The organism is Serratia symbiotica (assembly GCF_000821185.2).
Lineage (GTDB): Bacteria > Pseudomonadota > Gammaproteobacteria > Enterobacterales > Enterobacteriaceae > Serratia > Serratia symbiotica.
Window position 1 is genome coordinate 3,129,776 of sequence record NZ_CP050855.1, and the last position, 19,575, is coordinate 3,149,350.

General features: G+C 53.3%; 16 protein-coding genes and 1 pseudogene. 6 read left to right on the forward strand and 11 right to left on the reverse strand.

Annotation, left to right across the window (positions count from 1 at the left end; all coding sequences use genetic code 11):
* Positions 1-8 precede the first annotated feature (8 nt).
* Together lptG and lptF are read right to left on the reverse strand one after the other, a co-directional pair.
* Positions 9-1,079: an LPS export ABC transporter permease LptG gene (gene lptG / locus SYMBAF_RS15505; RefSeq protein WP_040263844.1), complete on the reverse strand. Its 1,071-nt coding sequence runs from the start codon at positions 1,077-1,079 to the stop codon at positions 9-11.
* Entirely contained in the window at positions 1,079-2,173 is a 1,095-nt protein-coding gene (gene lptF, locus SYMBAF_RS15510; RefSeq protein ID WP_040263845.1) for an LPS export ABC transporter permease LptF, read from the reverse strand. The genes lptG and lptF overlap by 1 nt, the downstream gene beginning before the upstream one ends.
* Positions 2,174-2,460: 287 nt before the next feature.
* Here lptF and pepA point away from each other — a divergent pair, with 287 nt between their 5' ends.
* The 3 genes from pepA to SYMBAF_RS15525 all read left to right on the forward strand — a co-directional run bounded on the left by pepA (position 2,461) and on the right by SYMBAF_RS15525 (position 7,525).
* Positions 2,461-3,972: a leucyl aminopeptidase gene (gene pepA, locus SYMBAF_RS15515; protein WP_040263847.1), complete on the forward strand. Its 1,512-nt coding sequence runs from the start codon at positions 2,461-2,463 to the stop codon at positions 3,970-3,972.
* 198 nt (positions 3,973-4,170) lie between these two features.
* Positions 4,171-4,620: a DNA polymerase III subunit chi gene (locus SYMBAF_RS15520; protein ID WP_037388430.1), complete on the forward strand. Its 450-nt coding sequence runs from the start codon at positions 4,171-4,173 to the stop codon at positions 4,618-4,620.
* A 13-nt stretch (positions 4,621-4,633) separates the two neighbouring features.
* A complete protein-coding gene (locus SYMBAF_RS15525) occupies positions 4,634-7,525 on the forward strand; it encodes a valine--tRNA ligase (RefSeq protein ID WP_040263849.1) in 2,892 nt (963 codons plus the stop codon).
* 22 nt (positions 7,526-7,547) lie between these two features.
* Here the strand turns inward: SYMBAF_RS15525 and cpxA are convergent, their stop codons facing one another.
* The 3 genes from cpxA to SYMBAF_RS15540 form a co-directional block, all read right to left on the reverse strand.
* Positions 7,548-8,912: an envelope stress sensor histidine kinase CpxA gene (gene cpxA / locus SYMBAF_RS15530; protein ID WP_040263851.1), complete on the reverse strand. Its 1,365-nt coding sequence runs from the start codon at positions 8,910-8,912 to the stop codon at positions 7,548-7,550.
* Positions 8,909-9,607: an envelope stress response regulator transcription factor CpxR gene (gene cpxR / locus SYMBAF_RS15535; RefSeq protein ID WP_040263937.1), complete on the reverse strand. Its 699-nt coding sequence runs from the start codon at positions 9,605-9,607 to the stop codon at positions 8,909-8,911. Before cpxR ends, cpxA begins: the two co-directional genes overlap by 4 nt.
* Positions 9,608-10,075: 468 nt before the next feature.
* Positions 10,076-10,336 (reverse strand): hypothetical protein, encoded by a 261-nt coding sequence (locus tag SYMBAF_RS15540; RefSeq protein WP_152609040.1) that lies wholly within the window; start codon positions 10,334-10,336, stop codon positions 10,076-10,078.
* An 87-nt stretch (positions 10,337-10,423) separates the two neighbouring features.
* Here SYMBAF_RS15540 and SYMBAF_RS15545 point away from each other — a divergent pair, with 87 nt between their 5' ends.
* Both SYMBAF_RS15545 and SYMBAF_RS15550 read left to right on the forward strand, forming a co-directional pair.
* Positions 10,424-10,579, forward strand: a complete 156-nt coding sequence (locus SYMBAF_RS15545; protein ID WP_160289775.1) for a hypothetical protein — start codon at positions 10,424-10,426, stop codon at positions 10,577-10,579.
* Positions 10,580-10,583: 4 nt separating this feature from the next.
* The gene (locus SYMBAF_RS15550; protein ID WP_006708493.1) at positions 10,584-11,636 is read left to right on the forward strand and encodes an alpha/beta hydrolase; all 1,053 of its coding nucleotides are present in this window, start codon (positions 10,584-10,586) and stop codon (positions 11,634-11,636) included.
* A gap of 39 nt (positions 11,637-11,675) precedes the next feature.
* Here the strand turns inward: SYMBAF_RS15550 and SYMBAF_RS15555 are convergent.
* The 6 genes and pseudogenes from SYMBAF_RS15555 to pstS form a co-directional block, all read right to left on the reverse strand.
* Positions 11,676-12,994 (reverse strand): annotated as a pseudogene (locus SYMBAF_RS15555) (NCS2 family permease).
* Between the two features lie 229 nt (positions 12,995-13,223).
* Entirely contained in the window at positions 13,224-13,958 is a 735-nt protein-coding gene (gene phoU / locus SYMBAF_RS15560) for a phosphate signaling complex protein PhoU (RefSeq protein ID WP_040263854.1), read from the reverse strand.
* A gap of 11 nt (positions 13,959-13,969) precedes the next feature.
* Positions 13,970-14,740: a phosphate ABC transporter ATP-binding protein PstB gene (gene pstB, locus SYMBAF_RS15565; protein ID WP_404829943.1), complete on the reverse strand. Its 771-nt coding sequence runs from the start codon at positions 14,738-14,740 to the stop codon at positions 13,970-13,972.
* 57 nt (positions 14,741-14,797) lie between these two features.
* A complete protein-coding gene (gene pstA, locus SYMBAF_RS15570; protein WP_040263858.1) occupies positions 14,798-15,688 on the reverse strand; it encodes a phosphate ABC transporter permease PstA in 891 nt (296 codons plus the stop codon).
* Between the two features lies 1 nt (position 15,689).
* On the reverse strand, positions 15,690-16,646 hold the full coding sequence (pstC, locus tag SYMBAF_RS15575; protein WP_040263860.1) for a phosphate ABC transporter permease PstC: 957 nt from the start codon (positions 16,644-16,646) through the stop codon (positions 15,690-15,692).
* 298 nt (positions 16,647-16,944) lie between these two features.
* On the reverse strand, positions 16,945-17,985 hold the full coding sequence (pstS, locus tag SYMBAF_RS15580; protein ID WP_040263861.1) for a phosphate ABC transporter substrate-binding protein PstS: 1,041 nt from the start codon (positions 17,983-17,985) through the stop codon (positions 16,945-16,947).
* Positions 17,986-18,828: 843 nt separating this feature from the next.
* Here pstS and SYMBAF_RS15590 point away from each other — a divergent pair.
* Positions 18,829-19,446, forward strand: coding sequence for a trimeric intracellular cation channel family protein (locus SYMBAF_RS15590; RefSeq protein ID WP_040263862.1), 618 nt, complete (start codon positions 18,829-18,831; stop codon positions 19,444-19,446).
* The last annotated feature ends 129 nt before the right edge of the window (positions 19,447-19,575 follow it).

Genomic DNA, 19,575 nt, shown 5'->3' on the forward strand with positions numbered 1-19,575 from the left:
TAGCGCCGCTACTTGCGTTTCAGCAGCATATACATGCTGATCAGTAGGAACATCATGCTAGGCAGCAGTGCGCCCAGCACCGGCGGCATGTTGTACACTAGGCTAAGTTGGCCGAAGATCTGATCCAACACATAGAACAAGAAACCAAAGCTGATACCAGTCACCACGCGGATGCCCATTGGCGCGCTACGCAGCGGGCCAAAGATGAACGATAGTGCCATCAGCATCATCACCGCCACGGAAAGCGGCGAGAAGATTTTGTTCCACATGTTCAGTTGGTAGCGGTTGGCTTCCTGGCCGCTCTGCTTCAGGTACTTCACGTAGTTGTGTAGCCCCTTGATGGAGAGCGAGGTGGGATCCAGAGCCACTACCCCCAGTTTCTCTGGGGTTAAATTGGTTTTCCATTCACCGGTCAGCGTCTGAGTGCCGGTCACCTGCTCCTCGTTGGTCAAATCGGAGGTATCCACCTGCGAAAGCTTCCACACGCCGTCTTCAAAGCTGGCGGTAGCCGCGTAGCGTACTGTTTCCAGCCTGCGCCGGTCGTTGAAGTGGTAGATGTTCACGCCAGCAAGCTCTTTCTCGCCGGAAACGCGTTCAATGTAGATAAAATCGTTACCATCTTTCGCCCACAGCCCGCTCTTGGTGGAAAGCAACGAACCACCGTACATCTGTTGCGCCCGGAAATCGTGCGCCATTTGGTCGCCCTGCGGTGCCACCCATTCGCCGATCGCCATGGTCAGCACTACCAGCGGGATAGCGGTTTTCATCACTGAGCCGGCGATCTGCATACGGGTAAAACCAGAAGCCTGCATCACCACCAGTTCACTGCGCGTCGCCAACTGACCCAGGCCAAGCAGCGCGCCCAGCAGCGCCGCCATTGGGAAGAAAATCTCAATGTCTTTCGGCACGCTGAGCAGGGTAAACATCCCCGCGCCCAGTACCGTATAGTCGCCTTGCCCTACTCTGCGCAGTTGGTCAACAAATTTGATGATGCCAGACAGCGACACCAGCATGAATAACGTCATGATGATGGTGTTGAAAATCGTTTTACCGATATATCGATCCAGTACACCAAACATCAGGCTGCTCCTCTCAGGCGTGCACGCAGCTTGCGCATCGGCACGGTATCCCACAAATTCAATGCCAGCGCGATGGCAAAGTAGGCAACGTTAACCCCCCACAGCCAGATAATCGGGTCCAGCTTGCCCTTGCCAGCATTGGAACGCAGCGCAGTTTGCAGTAGGAAGAAAATTAAATACAGCAGGATGGCCGGCAGCATGCTCAGTACACGGCCCTGTCGCGGGTTTACCACACTGAGCGGTACTACCAGCAGCGCCATCAGCACCACGGAGACCACCAGCGTCAGACGCCAGTGTAATTCGGCGCGCGCATCCGGATCGTCAGACTGCCACAGGGTTTTCATCGACATCTGTTCAGACTGGGTGTTATTCACCGCTACCGCCCTATGTCCAATCACTGCCTTGTAATTATTGAAATCAGTAATGCGGAAATCACGCAGCAGTGCGGTGCCCTCGAAGCGGGTGCCCTTGTCGAGCGTCACCACCTGCGACCCATCCTTCTGTGGGTTGATGTTGCCGTGTTCGGCTACTACCACGGAAGGGCGCTGAGTACCGTTCGTCCTCAGTTGCGCCAGGAACACGTTGTTGAAGGTGCTGCCGTTCACGTTGCCGATGAATACCACCGCATTGCCGTCCTGCGAGGGCTTGAACTGTCCTTCTACCAGCCCGGCAATGCTTGGGTTAGCCTTCGCTTCGCTCACCACCACGTCTTGGTAGCTAGAGGCTATGGGGTTGGCCCAGAACACGTTCACCGCAGCCACAGCAGAAGTGAGGATCGCCAGTATCATCGCGGCGATAATCAAAGTACGTTTGCCCAACCCGCAAGCATGCATAACGGTGATTTCGCTTTCGGTATACAACCGCCCAAAGGTCATCAACAGGCCAAGAAACAAACTTAAGGGAAGAATTAGCTGCGCCATCTTCGGCACACCCAATAACAACAGAGAAAGTACTAAGTTTGTTGGAACATCGCCATCTACCACATCGCCTAGTACCCTCACCAGGTTCTGACAAAAGAAGATCAGAAGCAAGATGAACAGAATGGCGATTTGGCTCTTTAGCGTTTCCCGAACCAGATATCTTATGATGATCACGCTTATTACGCCTGTGAAAACTTGTCTTTTTGCAGGAAAATCGATAGCTTCATCGTTAATCTGCCATTTATTCTCATCATAATGGCAACCTTTCACAGCTAAAATAGTATTACAACATCAAGCCGTTTGGGTGTCCTATAGAAGCTTACTTATAGTCGTCGCCAAAATAGAGCAGTTTATACCGTCCAGGTTAACATAGTAATTAACACAATATGGCGGGAGATTGTTACGGAACGGGTCATTCTAGCCGTAGCTTTTGCCTTTGTCTTTAAGATTCAGGAGAGTACATGGAGTTCAGTGTAAAAAGCGGTAGCCCAGAGAAACAGCGCAGTGCCTGTATTATCGTCGGCGTTTTCGAACCGCGCCGCTTGTCCCCTATCGCGGAACAACTCGACAAAATCAGTGATGGTTATATCAGCGCTTTGTTGCGCCGTGGCGAACTGGAAGGCAAAGTCGGGCAGACATTACTGCTGCACCATGTGCCTAATATTCTCTCCGAACGCATCCTGCTAATCGGCTGTGGCAAAGAGCGCGAGCTTGATGAACGCCAGTACAAACAGGTGATTCAGAAAACCATCAATACCCTTAACGATACCGGTTCAATGGAAGCGGTCTGCTTCCTGACTGAGCTGCATGTAAAAGGCCGCAACACTTACTGGAATGTGCGCCAGGCGGTGGAAACCGCCAAAGAAACGCTTTACACCTTCGATCAGTTGAAGAGCAATAAGGTGGAGCTACGCCGCCCACTCCGCAAGATGGTGTTCAATGTGCCGACCCGCCGTGAACTCACCAGCGGCGAACGCGCCATCCAGCACGGTCTGGCGGTGGCCTCGGGCATCAAGGCGGCCAAAGATCTCGGCAACATGCCGCCGAACATATGCAACGCCGGTTACCTGGCCTCACAGGCGCGTCAACTGGCGGATGCCTTCAGCACACATATCACCACCCGCGTTATTGGCGAACAGCAGATGAAAGAGCTGGGGATGCATGCCTATCTGGCGGTGGGCGCAGGTTCGCAGAACGAATCATTGATGTCGGTGATGGAATATAGGGGGAACCCTACCCCGGACGCGAAGCCGATCGTGTTAGTTGGCAAAGGGCTGACCTTCGATTCCGGCGGCATCTCGATCAAACCCGCCGAAAACATGGACGAGATGAAATACGACATGTGCGGTGCTGCCACCGTGTACGGAGTAATGCGTGTCGTTGCAGAATTGAACCTGCCGCTGAACGTAGTCGGCGTACTGGCTGGCTGTGAAAACATGCCAGGTGCCCGCGCCTATCGTCCGGGCGATGTGCTAACTACCATGTCCGGCCAGACCGTCGAGGTGCTTAACACTGATGCTGAAGGCCGTCTGGTGCTGTGTGACACCCTGACCTACGTTGAGCGCTTCGATCCTGAACTGGTGATCGACATCGCCACCCTGACCGGTGCCTGCGTGATCGCGCTGGGCCACCACATCACTGGTCTGATGTCTAACCACAACCCACTGGCGCACGAGTTGCTCGGTGCCGCTGAACAGGCCGGCGACCGCGCTTGGCGCTTGCCGATGCTCGACGAATACTACGAGCAGTTGGACTCTAACTTCGCCGATATGGCGAACATCGGCGGCCGGCCAGGCGGGGCCATCACCGCAGCCTGCTTCCTGTCGCGCTTTACCCGCAAGTACACCTGGGCGCACCTGGATATCGCTGGCACAGCCTGGCGTTCCGGCAAGGCTAAAGGGGCCACCGGCCGGCCGGTGGCCTTACTGTCTCAATTCTTATTGAACAGAGCGGGGCTAGATGGCGACGATTAAAATATCCTTCATCTTTCAAGCCGCAGCGTTGTTGGCTGCGTACGTCCACCCCAGGAACTTGCCACCTGGCTGACACTTAAAACCTATCGGGTATATAATCTTCTCAGCAGCACAGGGGTGGGCTTCTCCACCCCGCCCCATGAAGGGTGCAACCAACATGTTGTGCCCTATTTTTTATTGGTAGCGGTGAATCAGATGATGAAACAGGCGACGTTCTATTTGCTCGAACATGATCGACCGACAGGGACGCTCAGCGCGCATGAGGCCGTGGCCTGCGCCGTTGCCGCCGAACGTTGGCGTTCCGGCAAACGGCTGTTGATCGCCTGTGAGAGCCAAGAACAGGCCCAGCGGCTGGACGAAGCGCTATGGCAGCGCGAACCGCATACGTTCGTGCCGCACAATCTGGCCGGCGAAGGGCCAAACTCAGGCGCTCCAGTGGAGCTGTGCTGGCCCGGCAAACGCGGCAATGCCCCGCGCGATCTACTGATCGCTTTGCAACCACAGTTTGCAGATTTTGCTACTGCTTTCCATCAAGTGGTAGACTTCGTTCCTTACGAAGACACCCTGAAACAGTTGGCGCGCGACCGTTATAAAGCCTATCGCAGCGTCGGCTTCCATTTGACTACGGCTATGCCGCCCACTCACTGAACAACGATATAAAATGGAAAACACAAACAGTCAGTTCGACACCGCATACGACCCGAAAGAGATCGAACAGAAGCTGTACGATCATTGGGAACATCAGGGTTACTTCAAGCCGAATGGCGACACCAGCCAAGAAAGCTTCTGCATCATGATCCCCCCGCCGAACGTCACCGGTAGCCTGCACATGGGCCACGCGTTCCAGCAGACCATCATGGATACCCTGATCCGCTACCAGCGTATGCAGGGTAAAAACACCTTGTGGCAAGCTGGCACCGACCATGCCGGCATCGCCACTCAGATGGTGGTAGAGCGCAAAATCGCTGCAGAAGAAGGCAAAACCCGCCACGACTATGGCCGCGATGCCTTCATCGACAAAATCTGGCAGTGGAAGGCGGGATCCGGCGGCACCATCACCCGTCAGATGCGCCGCTTAGGCAACTCCGTAGATTGGGAGCGCGAGCGCTTCACCATGGACGATGGCCTGTCGAATGCAGTGCGCGAAGTGTTTGTGCGTTTGTACCAAGAAGACTTGATCTACCGAGGCAAACGCCTGGTGAACTGGGATCCAAAACTACGCACTGCCATCTCCGATCTAGAAGTGGAGAACCGCGAGTCCAAAGGCTCCATGTGGTACCTGCGCTATCCGCTGGCCAACGGCGCTAAAACCGCTGAGGGCAAAGATTACCTGGTGGTGGCCACTACCCGTCCGGAAACCCTGCTGGGTGATACCGGTGTGGCTGTCAATCCAGAAGATCCGCGCTACAAAGATTTGATCGGCAAAGAAATCATTCTGCCGCTGGTGGGCCGCCGCATCCGCATCGTCGGCGACGAGCACGCCGATATGGAAAAAGGCACTGGCTGTGTGAAGATCACCCCAGCGCATGACTTCAACGACTATGAAGTCGGTAAACGTCACGGCCTGCCAATGATTAACATCTTGACTTTCGACGGTGCTATCCGTCAAGAAGCGGAAGTATTCAACACTTTGGGCGAGGTTTGTACCGATTACAGCAACGCGATCCCGGCCGAATACCACGGCATAGAGCGCTTTGCGGCGCGTAAAGCAGTGGTCGCGGCTTTCGACCAACTGGGCCTGCTAGATGAGATCAAACCGCACGATCTAACGGTACCTTACGGTGACCGCAGCGGCGTGGTGATCGAACCGATGCTGACCGACCAATGGTATGTGCGCACCGCCCCGCTGGCGAAAGTGGCGGTGGAAGCGGTCGAACAAGGCGAAATCCAGTTTGTGCCGAAACAGTACGAAAACATGTACTTCAGTTGGATGCGTGACATTCAGGACTGGTGCATCTCACGTCAGCTATGGTGGGGTCATCGCATCCCAGCGTGGTACGACGTGAACGGAAAAGTCTATGTAGGTCGCAGCGAAGAAGAGGTGCGACGCGAGTATAACCTAGCTGCCGACCTGGTGTTGACTCAGGACGAAGACGTACTGGACACCTGGTTCTCTTCCGGCCTGTGGACTTTCTCCACCTTGGGCTGGCCAGAGCAGACTGATGCGTTGAAAACCTTCCACCCGACCAGCGTGATGGTTAGCGGCTTCGACATTATCTTCTTCTGGATCGCACGCATGATCATGCTGACCATGCACTTCATCAAAGATGAAAACGGCAAACCCCAGGTGCCATTTAACACCGTCTATATGACTGGCCTGATCCGTGACGACGAAGGCCAAAAGATGTCCAAGTCCAAGGGCAACGTGATCGATCCGCTGGACATGGTCGATGGCATCTCGCTGGAAGCTCTACTGGAAAAACGCACCGGCAATATGATGCAGCCGCAGTTGGCAGAGAAGATCCGCAAGCGCACCGAGAAGCAATTCCCAAACGGCATCGAGCCACATGGTACCGACGCCCTGCGCTTCACTCTGGCGGCGCTGGCCTCCACTGGCCGCGATATCAATTGGGATATGAAGCGCCTGGAAGGCTACCGTAACTTCTGCAACAAACTGTGGAACGCCAGCCGTTTTGTGCTGATCAACACCGAACAGCATGATTGCGGTTTCAACGGCGGTGAGAAAGTGCTGTCGCTGGCGGATCGCTGGATACTGGCCGAATTCAACCGCACGGTGAAAGCCTATCGCGAAGCGCTGGATACCTATCGTTTCGACCTGGCAGCCAACATCCTGTACGACTTCACCTGGAACCAGTTCTGTGACTGGTACCTGGAGCTAACCAAACCGGTAGTGAGTAACGGCAGCGAAGCGGAACAGCGCGGCACCCGCCACACACTGATTAGCGTACTGGAAGCGCTGCTGCGCCTGGCGCATCCGATAATTCCATTCATTACAGAGACTCTCTGGCAGCGCGTGAAGCCGCTGACCAGCACCACCACGGGCGCTGATCAAAACGGAAGCATCATGCTACAACCGTTCCCAGAGTATAACGCCGCGCTGGAAGATACGCAGGCGCTGAACGATCTGGAGTGGATCAAACAGACGATCACTGCGGTACGCAACATCCGTGCCGAAATGAACATCGCGCCGAGCAAACCGCTAGCGGTACTGCTACGCAATGCCGATGCCGACGCCCAACTCCGCATACAGCAAAACCAGAGCTTTATCGCACGTCTGGCGCGTCTGGCGTCCATCGCGCTGCTGCCAGTTGGTGAGAAAGGCCCGCTCTCCATCACCAAGCTGATAGAGGGTGCCGAACTACTGATCCCAATGGCTGGCTTTATCGACAAAGAGGCCGAGATCGCGCGTCTGGCGAAAGAGATGAGCAAGCTGGATGCGGAAATTACCTCGATCGAAGGCAAACTGGCCAACGCAGGTTTCGTGGCGCGCGCGCCGGAAGCGGTGGTTGCTAAAGAGCGCGATCGTCTGGCGTCCTGCAAAGAAGGCAAAGTGAAGTTGCAAGAGCAGCAGGCGACCATCACCACGCTGTAATTAATTTGCTGGGGTCGGGCGGCTAGTGCAGCGGCAGCCACAGCTCCAGCCGCAGGCCGCCGAGTGGGCTGTCTTGCGCTTTCACCCAGCCACAGTGCTGATTGACCGCCGCTTCGACGATCGCTAAACCTAAGCCAGTGCCGCCAGACTCACGGTCACGCGCCTCATCGGTGCGGTAAAATGGCCGGAAAATCTGTTCGCGATCTTCCGCGCTAACCCCAGGACCATCGTCATCAATGACGATGGTGATACCTCGATTGTCGGTGCTAAAAGCGATGGCAATGCGGGTGTGCGAGTAACGCAAGGCGTTGCGCACGATATTCTCCAGCGCGCTGTCCAACGCACTGGCGTTTCCAGTCAGCATCCAGGGGCCTGGTGGGGAGGTAACTTCCAACTGTTTACCCATCTGTTCGGCTTCAAACTTAGCGTTATCCAACATGTCGGCCCACAGTTTGTTGGCTTTCAACTGCTCACGCGCCAGCTCGCTTTTTTGCTGCCCACGTGACAGCAGCAGTAAATCGTTGATCATCGAGTCCAACCGCTGCGCTTCGGTTTCGATACGAGCCAACTCATGGCACTCACCGTGACGGCGGCGCATCAGTGCGGTGGCCAGTTGTAAGCGGGTCAACGGTGTGCGCAATTCGTGCGAGATATCCGAAATCAACCGCTGCTGTGCTGTCACCATGCGTTCTAGTGCACTGACCATCTGGTTGAAGCTAGCACCAGTGGCTCGGAATTCTTGCGGCCCAGCTTCCAGTTCCGGGTGCTGCTTCAGATTGCCGCGTGCCACATCATCGGCGGCGTTTTTCAGCTTACGCGCTGGTTTCGCCAGGCTCCAGGCCAACCATAGCAGCAGCGGAGTACTGATCAACATGGTGACGATAAGCAGCAGCAACGGGCGGTCAAACATCAGATTGAAGAAATCAGATTGCGGGCTGTTGGCAGGGCGGATCAAGTAAAGCTGGTAGTTATCTTCACCATCGCAAATCAAGAACGGGCCAAGTAGTTCGACATGGCCGTATTTTTTCTTCTTAGGATGGTCGGCGTTGTCGGATTGGCCAATAAAGTTACGCACGATTTGCATTTCGTTGCGCTGCGCACCGATCACCCGCCCTTCACTGGTGACCAGAATCAAGCGTTGCCCAGGTGGTGCCCACTTATCGATAGCCCTGAACAGACGCCGCCACCACATCAGATCGTTGGCTGGATCATTTTGCAACTCGGCCTCGATATGTTGCTCTAGCATCAGCCCTTGCCGCTGCTCGCTATTCAGCAGTGAGGTCATTTGGCGGGAGTCGAGTTTAGGCACCATCAATACCAGCATTAGCACCAGCGCTAATGTGAACCAGAAAATGGCGAAGATACGTGCCGTCAACCGATTGATCATGTTGCAGATACCATCAAATAGCCGCGCCCGCGCAGGGTTTTGAACCAGGGATGTCCATCTTTGCGGTTTGGCAGTTTGCGCCGCAAGTTGGAGATATGCATATCGATGGCGCGGTCAAATGGCGTCAGGCGTTTGCCCAACACTTCTTGGCTCAACAATTCGCGCGACACCACCTGGCCCAGGTGCTGCGCCAGCAGGTAGAGAAGGGTGAATTCGGTGCCGGTCAGATCGAGTACCTTGCCGTCAAAGCTGGCTTCTTGACGACCGGTATTAAGTTGCAGGCCATCAACATCCAGCGTGGGGGCGTTGGTATCCACATGCTGCTGTTGTTCATTCCAGTTAGAGCGCCGTAAAATGGCGCGAATGCGCGCCACCAGTTCACGATCATTGAAAGGCTTAGGCAGGTAGTCATCGGCACCCAGCTCCAACCCCAGCACGCGATCCAATTCGCTGCCGCGTGCGGTCAGCATAATGACTGGCGTATGATGGTGTTGACGCAGCTCTTTTAGCGTATCGATACCGTTTTTCTTCGGCATCATAATATCGAGCAGCAACAGATTGATAGAACTGTCCAGCAACGACAACGCTTGTTCGCCATCGTGAGCGACGGTGATGTTAAAACCTTCCATTTCAAGCAATTCCTTTAACAGCAAGGTCAACTCGCGGTCATCGTCAACTAACAAAATCTTGTTCATCATGATTTACCTCCTGACGCAAAATACGTCATCACTTGTTGGCATTCTATGACTTTACGTAGTTTTACATGCACTGACACATGTTTGCAGGTACAGCAGTACAGTGCTCTTCATTACTTCACTTCGCCAAGTGAAAAAACACGGGTTGTTGGCATACGTAAGATAACTGCATTAGCTTTGGTAATAGGTTCTACTACCCCCTGTTTGACGGCATCATCCTGACCGAACAGGCGCAACTTTAATGTTATGTTCTGCCTAATGTCACTGTAGCTGACAGCCATACATATCTATCGAGTACAACTAATACCTGATGAGATAGGTTCTAAGTCGCACTCTATTTTTCCTTGCCATAGACACCATCCCTTGTCTTCCCCTCATGATGAGGGGTTTTTTTTATCAATCAATGATTCACTACACCGCCAAGGCATCCCTATAACGGAACGGCGTGTTGATCTGGATGAAGGCCATTCATTGGAAGAACTGAGCGCAAAGTCTACGTAAATTGGTCGAATAAGCAGGAACTGGGAAGTTTCCACCCCAAAAGCCGTTAAGAGTAGCAAACAGGGGCGGTGAAATTTGGGTCATGCGCAGAATGAGCAAGCACAGCGTTTTGTCTAGTACACCAGTACATGCCAAGGAAAGTTCAAATGAAAATATTTCAACACCAATCTGCAAACAATGTATACCAGACAAATTAAAAATCGTAAGGTCAGCTAAACATTCAACCATTGCCTATTCTCACCTGTACGTTTAGCCTATATTTATCTAGGTTATGGGCTGAATCCTTTCATTTTGAAGGCTAAAGGAAGCACCACCATGCCAGATCAAGCATCAAAAATCGTCACCTTGCTCGGCAGCTTGTGCGAAGGTTCTTACAACGCCATGGTTAAGGCTATCACCACACAGATCCGTCAGGTCACTAAGCGAATTACCAAGAGTAGGGTAAAATTCATTAAAAAATCAAAGTTATAAAATTATGCATTTTTTTATTTTAGCTTTATTGCTCACTCTCATCACCCAACCCATACTCGCCACCGAGATGCGTTACCCCGCCGGAGAGGAGCCTATCGAGCTGCCGATGCATAACCTGTTGAACGCCCAGTTACCGCGCCCCGCTCAAAGTCACGAAAATAAAAAACTTGAGGCCATGTCCCTGTACCTGACGTTAATGCGTGAAGACAACCACAACGTTTGGGCTCCTTACAAACTGGCGGCCTCCTCAGCGGAAAAAGGGCAAACTGAATTGGCGGAACGCTATCTGCAACTAAGTGCCAAACGCGGCCTATGGTATTACTACAATCTGTTGGAAGACGACTCCTTCACCAATATCCAGCACAGCGCCACCTATAGGTCGATCCTGGCGGCCACCAAGGCTCGTTATCTACAGCACGCGCATCAGTTTGAAGGTAAGGCTAGCTACACCCTGCCTACCGGTACTCCGCCACCCGAAGGTTGGCCAACGGTGATTTTCCTGCACGCCTACTGCAAAGCCGCCACCATTAGCCCAGAGAAACAGTTGCTGTTTGGCGAAATGGGCGTGGCTTATATTGAGATCAACGGAACGCAAATGCTATCGGAAAACAGCTTTCGCTGGTCTAACTACAATGATGAAAGCACGCAGAGTGCTATTCAGCGAGTAATTCAGCGATTAGCCCCAGTATTAAAACTCAACGTGAAGCAGGTTTACCTCAGTGGCAGTGGACAGGGAGCGTTGCACGCCGCCAATCTGATGGCAAAATACCCACAGTTTTACGCCGGCGCGCTATTGATTGCCCCCAAAGGCGTGATCCAACCGGTGCAACATTCGTTGGCCGCGCATAAGCGAATAGTGGTGGTGTATTACGATCGGCAGCACTTCAGCAGTCAGGCACTGGCGCTATACTTCGCCAATCTGTTCAGTGAAGGAAATCAAGTACAGACGCTGCATTTCGCTCTGGCCGAAGATGCCACCCACAGTGGGCAGGCACGTTTCAAGCAACCGTTGCAGTGGATATTGAATCAGACACCGGAGACGAAACCGAGATCATAAGACAACAGGACTGGCGACATTTGTCAGGCCCTGCTCGCATCAATGTCTGTCTACCCAGACAATTTTCAGCACAAACAGCAAGGCTACCACCATCACACATGGGCTGATCTCACGCCAGCGACCAGTGCCTAACTTCATCACACAGTAGGAAATAAAGCCGAGTGCCACGCCCTCGGTGATCGAGAAGCTAAACGGCCTCATCACTGCGGTGACAAACGCTGGCACGGCTTCTGTCAGGTCATCCCATTTCACCCGTCCCAAGCTGGAGGTCATCAGCACACCCACGTAAATCAGTGCTCCAGCGGCGGCGTAGGCTGGCACCATACCAGACAATGGCGACAGGAAGATCACCAGCAGGAACAGAACCCCTGTCACCTTCGCGCTCAGGTCAGTACGGCCACCAACAGCAACCCCCGACGAGCTTTCGATATAGGCGGTAACGGCAGAGGTACCCGCCAGAGAACCTATCACCGAACTTATGCTATCAACATACAGCGCCTGCTTCATGCGCGGGCATTTACCCTTGTGGTCGGTCAACCCGGCCTTGTCGGTCACACCGATCAGCGTGCCGGAGGAATCGAACAGGTTAACCAACATAAAGGAAAAGATCACACCAGCCAGATCAGTTTGACCCACCACCGAGGTAATGTTCGGTGACATAGAGAATACACCGTCGTATTTCACATCGCCCAACATCCAACCGATCAGGGTGGTCACCACGATGGAAACCAGCACCGCCGCACGGAAATTGTGTGCAGACAGTACGGCGATGATGATGATAAAGAAGCCGAGCGTACCCAACAGCACGCTGTGTGAGGTCAGGCTACCCGATGGTCACTAGCGTATCCGGGTTTGCTACCACAATACCGGCGTTTTTCAGCCCTATCATGCCGATAAACAAACCGATGCCACTGGTAATACCCATCCGCAGGCTGAGCGGGATGTTGGCGATCATCCAATAGCGGACGCGGAAAAAGGTCAGCAACAACAAACCGACGGCATCCCAGAAAATAGCCCCCATCCCCACCTGCCATGAAATGCCCATCGCCCCGACTACCACGAAAGCGATAGAAGGCATTCAGATCTATCGCCGGTGCCACCGGCAGATTCGCCACCCGCCCCATAAAGATACTGCCGAATGCGGCGATCAGGCAGGTTGTCACAAACACTGCCTGCGTATCCATGCCCGCCGCGCCCAGAATTTGGGGGTTCACGAACACGATATACACCATGGTCAGTAAGGTGGTGATACCAGCAATCATTTCTGTACGCGCCGTGGCTCCATGCTGCTTGAGTTTAAACACGCGCCCAAGCAAACCTTGCTCAGCGTCAAGGCCAGATACTACTGGTTTGGTCATGATCAGAATTCCGCAGAGAGGAATGAACAGTCGCGGGTTATCCTATAACAAAAAGTCAGGCTTTTGACGTCGCTCACAGATTTTTTCGCCGTCTTTAATGGAGGGATCCTTGATGACACCGTTTGACGGTAGGTTCGCGAGGGCTTCTTGCTCCAGGAAATCCACTGATGGGTGAACGACGGCACCACCCTATGCGGCCCCGATTTAGAAAATAGCACCTGGGGGAGAATTACTCTTTTTTCTCGCCTTGGCTGCCGGTGCGTAGCAGCTTTTCCAGTGCATCGCCACCAATATGGCGGAAATCCTGCCCCTTCACAAAATAGAAGATAAATTCGCAGATATTCTGGCAGCGGTCGCCGATACGCTCGATCGAACGGGCGCAGAACAGCGCAGTCAACACGCTCGGAATGGTGCGCGAATCTTCCATCATGTAAGTCATCAGTTGCCGCACGATGCTTTCATATTGCTGATCGACCTTTTTATCTTCACGATAAATACGGATCGCCTCATCCAGATCCATGCGCGCGAAGGCATCCAGCACATCATGCAGCATCTGCACAGTGTGCTGACCCAGCGATTCCAAGCTGACCAACAGCGGCTGATGCTGGTGCGAGAACGTCTCCAGCGCGGTGCGACAGATTTTATCCGCTACGTCACCAATGCGTTCCAGCTCAGAAATGGTCTTGATGATTACCATCACCAGACGCAGGTCACTGGCGGTGGGTTGGCGTTTAGCAATGATACGTACACAGGCTTCGTCGATCGCCACTTCCATCATATTAACCCTGGCATCGCCCGCGATCACGCGCTTGGCCAGTTCACCGTCCTGATTGTGCATGGCGGTAATGCCATCGGTGAGTTGCTGTTCCACCAGCCCGCCCATGATCAGCACCTGGGTGCGGATATGCTCAAGCTCTGCGTTGAACTGGCCGGAAATATGTTTATTTAAATTCAGGTTATCCATGATGTTTCCTATCAACCATAACGGCCAGTGATGTAATCTTCAGTCTGCTTTTTCTGCGGCGCAGTGAACAGGTTATCAGTAACACTGAATTCGATCAGTTCACCCAGATACATAAATGCGGTGGCATCAGAACAACGCGCGGCCTGCTGCATGTTGTGGGTCACGATCACCAAGGTATAGTCAGACTTCAGTTCACTGATCAGCTCTTCAATCTTGCCAGTGGAAATCGGGTCTAGCGCCGAACACGGCTCATCGAGCAATAAGACCTCTGGCCGGATGGCGATGCCACGGGCGATGCACAGGCGCTGCTGCTGGCCGCCAGACAAGCTGTAACCGCTCTGGTGTAGCTTACCCTTGGTTTCGTCCCATAGCGCTGCTTTGCTCAGCGCCCACTGCACGCGCTCGTCCATATCGGCGCGCGAAAGCTTTTCAAATAGGCGAACACCGAAGGCAATGTTGTCGTAAATCGACATCGGGAACGGCGTTGGTTTTTGGAACACCATGCCGACCTTGGCGCGCAGCAAGGCAACATCCTGGTTATCGGTCAGAATGTTTTGACCGTCCAGCAGAATACCACCTTCCACACGCTGCTCAGGATACAGTTGATACATCTTGTTGAAAGTACGCAGCAAAGTGGATTTACCGCAACCGGACGGGCCGATAAACGCCGTAACCTTATTCTTAGCGATATCCAGCGTAATATTTTTCAGCGCCTGGAATTTGCCATAGTAGAAGTTCAGATCGCGTACCTGAATTTTGCTGCTGGAAGCGTCAGTAACCATACTCATCAAGACTTCTCTCTTGTCAATCAGCGCCGCCAGAGCAGCGCTAAAAAAATATCATGAATGCTTTTTCTTGGCAAAAATCACCCGCGCCAGGATATTCAGTAACAATACGCATAAGGTGATCAACAGCACCGCAGCCCAGGCCAGTTGTTGCCATTCAGCGAACGGACTCATGGCGAATTTGAAAATAGTCACCGGCAGGTTGGCGATCGGCTGCATCAAGTCGGTACTCCAGAACTGATTCGACAACGAGGTAAACAGCAACGGGGCGGTTTCCCCGGCAATGCGCGCAATCGCCAGCAATACACCGGTGATGATGCCGGAGACCGAGGCTTTTAGCGTAATGGCAGAAATCATGCGCCATTTCGGCGTACCCAGTGCATAAGCAGCCTCACGCAATGTATCCGGTACCAGCTTCAGCATGTTCTCGGTGGTGCGGATGACGATCGGCACCTGTAACAGCGCCAACGCGATAATACCGGCCCAGCCTGAGAAGTGTTCCATTTTGACCACCATAACGGTATAAACGAACAACCCCACCACGATCGATGGCGCAGACAGCAGGATATCGTTGATAAAACGAATGATTTCCGCCAGCCAGGATTTTCGCCCATATTCCGCCAGATAGATGCCAGCCATGATGCCTAGCGGCGTGCCAAATATCGTCGCCCACAGGATCAACAGGCCACTGCCAGCGATGGCATTAGCCAAGCCACCGCCCGCAGTGTTCGGTGGCGGCGTCATTTCGGTGAACAACGCCAGCGACATGCCGTCGACACCCTTGGAGAAGGTGGAGAACAATATCCACACCAACCAGAACAGGCCAAACACCATGGTCGCCACCGACAGCAATAGCGCCAGACGGTTCTTTTGGCGGCGTAAAGCCTGCATTTTGCGGCGGCTTTCCGCCAGCGCCAAGTTGTTTTGCATATTCATTGTCGTCACCTTAGCGGCCCTCGTTCTTGGCCAGACGCATGATCATCAGCTTCGACAGCGCCAGGACAATAAAGGTAATCACAAACAGAATCAGGCCCAGTTCCATCAGCGCGGCGGTATGCATACCGGCAGAAGCTTCGGCGAATTCGTTAGCCAACGCCGAAGTAATACTGTTACCCGGCATATACAGCGAGGCACTATCGAGCTGGTAGGTGTTGCCGATGATGAAAGTCACCGCCATGGTCTCACCCAACGCACGCCCCAGGCCCAACATCACACCGCCAATCACGCCGTTTTTGGTAAACGGCAGCACGATGCGCCAAATCACTTCCCAGGTGGTGCAGCCAATGCCATAGGCCGACTCTTTCATCATCACCGGGGTCTGCTCGAATACATCGCGCATAACGGCAGCGATGTAGGGAATAATCATGATGGCCAGTATCACGCTAGCAGCCAAAATGCCGATGCCAAATGCTGGGCCGGAGAACAGCTCACCAACGAACGGGATGCCGGACAACACCTCGCCTAACGGCGTCTGGAAGTACTCGGCAAACAGCGGGGCGAACACCAACAAGCCCCACATGCCGTACACGATGCTTGGGATCGCCGCCAGCAGCTCAATGGCGATGCCCAATGGGCGTTTCAGCCAGTTGGGTGCCAGTTCGGTCAGGAACAGTGCGATGCCAAAACTCACTGGCACCGCAATAATCAGCGCAATCAGCGAGGTGACCAGAGTACCGTAGATCGGCACCAGCGCACCAAACCGCTCGGCGGGCGCGTCCCACTCTTTACTCCACAGGAAAGCGAAGCCGAATTTCTGCATGCTCGGCAATGAGGCAAAAATCAGCGAAACAATAATGCCGCTCAGCAACAATAGGGTGATCAGCGCCGCCAGTCGAACCAGCACGCTGAAGATGACGTCACCCTTTTTACTCGGTGCTTTAATGGTCGGCTTATACTCAGCCATAGATTACTCTCTTTGAACCCTGAAAAACGAAGTGAGACACGCACCGGCATTGTTAGGCTGTGTCCGCGCATTGACCGTGGCAACGTCGCAATCGCAAAAGCCTATAATCGAGGCGCGGAGGGTGTACAAACCCGACAACGCGGAGACCGGCCTTTAGGCCGCGATCCGAAGGATTGGATCTATTTGAACGCGCCCCTCGGTGACAAGCCGTTTATTTGGCCCACTATCTCGCGGCCCACCCCTTGCTGCGCGTTCAAATGACCGCCAGCGACACTCACGGGCCATTGCCGGACACTGCTTAGTACAGGGGTTTACCGGAACTGTCTTTTATGTTGTCTTTCCACGCGGCGCGTACTTGCTCAACCACGCCTTTTGGCAAAGTGGCATAATCCAGATCGTTAGCTTGTTTTTCACCGATTTTATACGCCCAGTCGAAGAACTTGAGTACTTCGGCACCCTGAGCAAAGTTCTTCTGCTGTTTATGCATCAGGATAAAGGTAGTAGAGGTGATTGGCCACGCATCGTCGCCTTTCTGGTTAGTCAGATCCTGAGCAAAAGTCTTGCTCCAATCCACGCCTTTAGCGGCGGCGCTGAAGCTCTCCTGGGTGGGACTCACCGGCTTGCCATCAGCAGAGATCAGCTTGGTGTATGCCAGGTTGTTTTGCTTGGCGTAGGCATATTCCACGTAGCCAATGGAGCCAGGCAGACGCTGTACGAAGGCAGCAATGCCATCGTTGCCTTTGCCACCCAAGCCGGTTGGCCAGTTAACGGTAGCGCCATCGCCGATTTTCTCTTTCCACTGTGCGTTAGCTTTGGCCAGGTAGCGGGTGAAGACGAAAGAAGTGCCAGAACCGTCAGCGCGGCGCACCACGGCGATATGTTGATCAGGCAGCTTCACACCTGGGTTCAGCTTAGTGATCACCGGGTCATTCCATTTTTTGACGTTGCCCAGGTAGATATCGCCCAAGGTTTTACCGTCCAAAGTTAGCTCGCCGGGTTTAATGCCTGGGATATTGACCGCCAGCACCACACCGCCGATCACTGTTGGGAATTGGAACAGTCCGTCAGCCGCTAGCTGGTCGTCAGACAATGGGCCATCGGAAGCGCCGAAGTCGATGGTGTGAGCAACGATTTGCTTTATACCGCCAGAGGAACCGATCCCCTGATAGTTCACTTTGTTGCCTGTTTCTTTCTGATAGGAATCGGCCCATTTGGCGTAAACCGGAGCGGGAAATGTCGCACCTGCACCAGTCAGGCTGGCAGCAGCGAACGTGGACACAGCGGTTAAGGAGCAAATCACTGCCACAATACTGGCGACAGTAGTACGCATTAGTTTCATAAATTTTCCTAATAGGATAATTAAAATCGACATCGCATCGTTCTAATCAGCATAGTGATTGCAGTGGGAGAAACCTAGGACAGTTTAGTGACAATAAAATGTACTAAATATGACAATTATGTGACGGCGAGGCAGTGGTACACTTAACACTTTGATTAGAAATCTATTTCACATGCAAAATAAATACCGTGGCACCCTGAGTTATATCCTAAATAATTCGGTCATGTATTCAATATGTTGATCATGTTGTAAAATTGCTCCTATACAGAGAGCATCTGATGGTCAAAGTTGACGTAAAACGCCCGTTTTGTGGACAGATTGAGTCGGTTAAAAAGCATGGACTGGGCAAGGCTAAATACCAGCGCTATCGCTGTCAGATATGCCACAGTAGATTATAAAGCCAGCGCGGGCGAATATTAGGCCAGTTACAACTATTCCCGGCATTGCTGCAGTGTCGGCGCAATATCGGGCAATAATTGCCCAGGTTCCCACGGTTGGGTGGATGGCATTTACACTGCCGATGATCATCCCAATAACCACATACTTTGCTCAGTGAATGGTACATCCGCTAATCAGCCCCTCACCAGGCGGGCGATGATTACTTTTTACAAGACGCCATCCACTACCGGTTCTGACCAAGATACCCAAAGCCCTCTGGGCATGAGTTCATGCTTCCATCCACACAGCAAGGTTAAAAAAGGCAGACAACCGATATAAAACACATAGATAAATTGGTTGAACTCATCTGAAAATTCTATTGGTAAAAATTCATGTGGCGCGGCACCCCGGGGGAGATTATCCTGCTAGCCATGATGCTTATCTTTGCCACCCAGTGAAAACCTTATGTTTCTTAGCGTTCTTTATATTATCGGTATTACTGCTGAAGCCATGACCGGCGCGCTGGCGGCTGGCCGCCGCCAAATGGACATGTTTGGCGTGATTATCATCGCTTCAGTCACAGCGATCGGCGGTGGATCGGTGCGCGATATGCTACTCGGACATTTCCCGCTTGGCTGGGTCAAACATCCAGAATATGTGGTGATTGTCGCCATTGCGGCGATAATCACCACTTGGGTGGCACCACTGATGCGCCACTTACGCCGCCTGTTCCTGGTGTTGGATGCCATCGGCCTGGTCGTGTTTTCCATCATCGGCGCGCAAGTCTCGCTGGATATGGGGCACAGCGCGATTATCGCCGCAATTGCCGCCGTGATCACCGGCGTTTTCGGCGGCGTGTTGCGCGATATGTTCTGTAACCGCATCCCGCTGGTGTTCCAAAAGGAAATTTACGCTGGTATCTCCTTCGCTGCTGCCTGGCTGTATATCGGCCTGCAACATCTCAGCCTGCCGCATAACCTGGTGGTGGGGATCACCTTGGTCGCCGGGCTAAGCGCACGCCTGATCGCCCTGCGTTTCCGCCTTGGCCTGCCGATCTTCAACTACCCACATCCAGATCACTGATCCTGTGGCGCGGCACGCAAAAAGTGCCGCTTGGTGGTGAAAAACCGCAAGAATTTGCTAATTCGCCACGTAAATCCGCCATTCTGATGTTTTTTCACCCTCCAGCCACGGGCAAAATGCGTACTAGCG

Excerpts from the sequence above, each read along its gene's own strand:
- SYMBAF_RS15525 (WP_040263849.1), top strand. The coding sequence starts at position 4,634 with ATGGAAAACACAAACAGTCAGTTCGACACCGCATACGACCCGAAAGAG.
- SYMBAF_RS15550 (WP_006708493.1), top strand. The coding sequence starts at position 10,584 with ATGCATTTTTTTATTTTAGCTTTATTGCTCACTCTCATCACCCAACCC.
- phoU (WP_040263854.1), bottom strand. The coding sequence starts at position 13,958 with ATGGATAACCTGAATTTAAATAAACATATTTCCGGCCAGTTCAACGCA.
- pstC (WP_040263860.1), bottom strand. The coding sequence starts at position 16,646 with ATGGCTGAGTATAAGCCGACCATTAAAGCACCGAGTAAAAAGGGTGAC.
- SYMBAF_RS15590 (WP_040263862.1), top strand. The coding sequence starts at position 18,829 with ATGTTTCTTAGCGTTCTTTATATTATCGGTATTACTGCTGAAGCCATG.
- pepA (WP_040263847.1), top strand. The coding sequence starts at position 2,461 with ATGGAGTTCAGTGTAAAAAGCGGTAGCCCAGAGAAACAGCGCAGTGCC.
- cpxR (WP_040263937.1), bottom strand. The coding sequence starts at position 9,607 with ATGAACAAGATTTTGTTAGTTGACGATGACCGCGAGTTGACCTTGCTG.
- cpxA (WP_040263851.1), bottom strand. The coding sequence starts at position 8,912 with ATGATCAATCGGTTGACGGCACGTATCTTCGCCATTTTCTGGTTCACA.
- SYMBAF_RS15540 (WP_152609040.1), bottom strand. The coding sequence starts at position 10,336 with ATGGTTGAATGTTTAGCTGACCTTACGATTTTTAATTTGTCTGGTATA.
- SYMBAF_RS15545 (WP_160289775.1), top strand. The coding sequence starts at position 10,424 with ATGCCAGATCAAGCATCAAAAATCGTCACCTTGCTCGGCAGCTTGTGC.
- pstB (WP_404829943.1), bottom strand. The coding sequence starts at position 14,740 with ATGGTTACTGACGCTTCCAGCAGCAAAATTCAGGTACGCGATCTGAAC.
- lptG (WP_040263844.1), bottom strand. The coding sequence starts at position 1,079 with ATGTTTGGTGTACTGGATCGATATATCGGTAAAACGATTTTCAACACC.
- SYMBAF_RS15520 (WP_037388430.1), top strand. The coding sequence starts at position 4,171 with ATGAAACAGGCGACGTTCTATTTGCTCGAACATGATCGACCGACAGGG.
- pstS (WP_040263861.1), bottom strand. The coding sequence starts at position 17,985 with ATGAAACTAATGCGTACTACTGTCGCCAGTATTGTGGCAGTGATTTGC.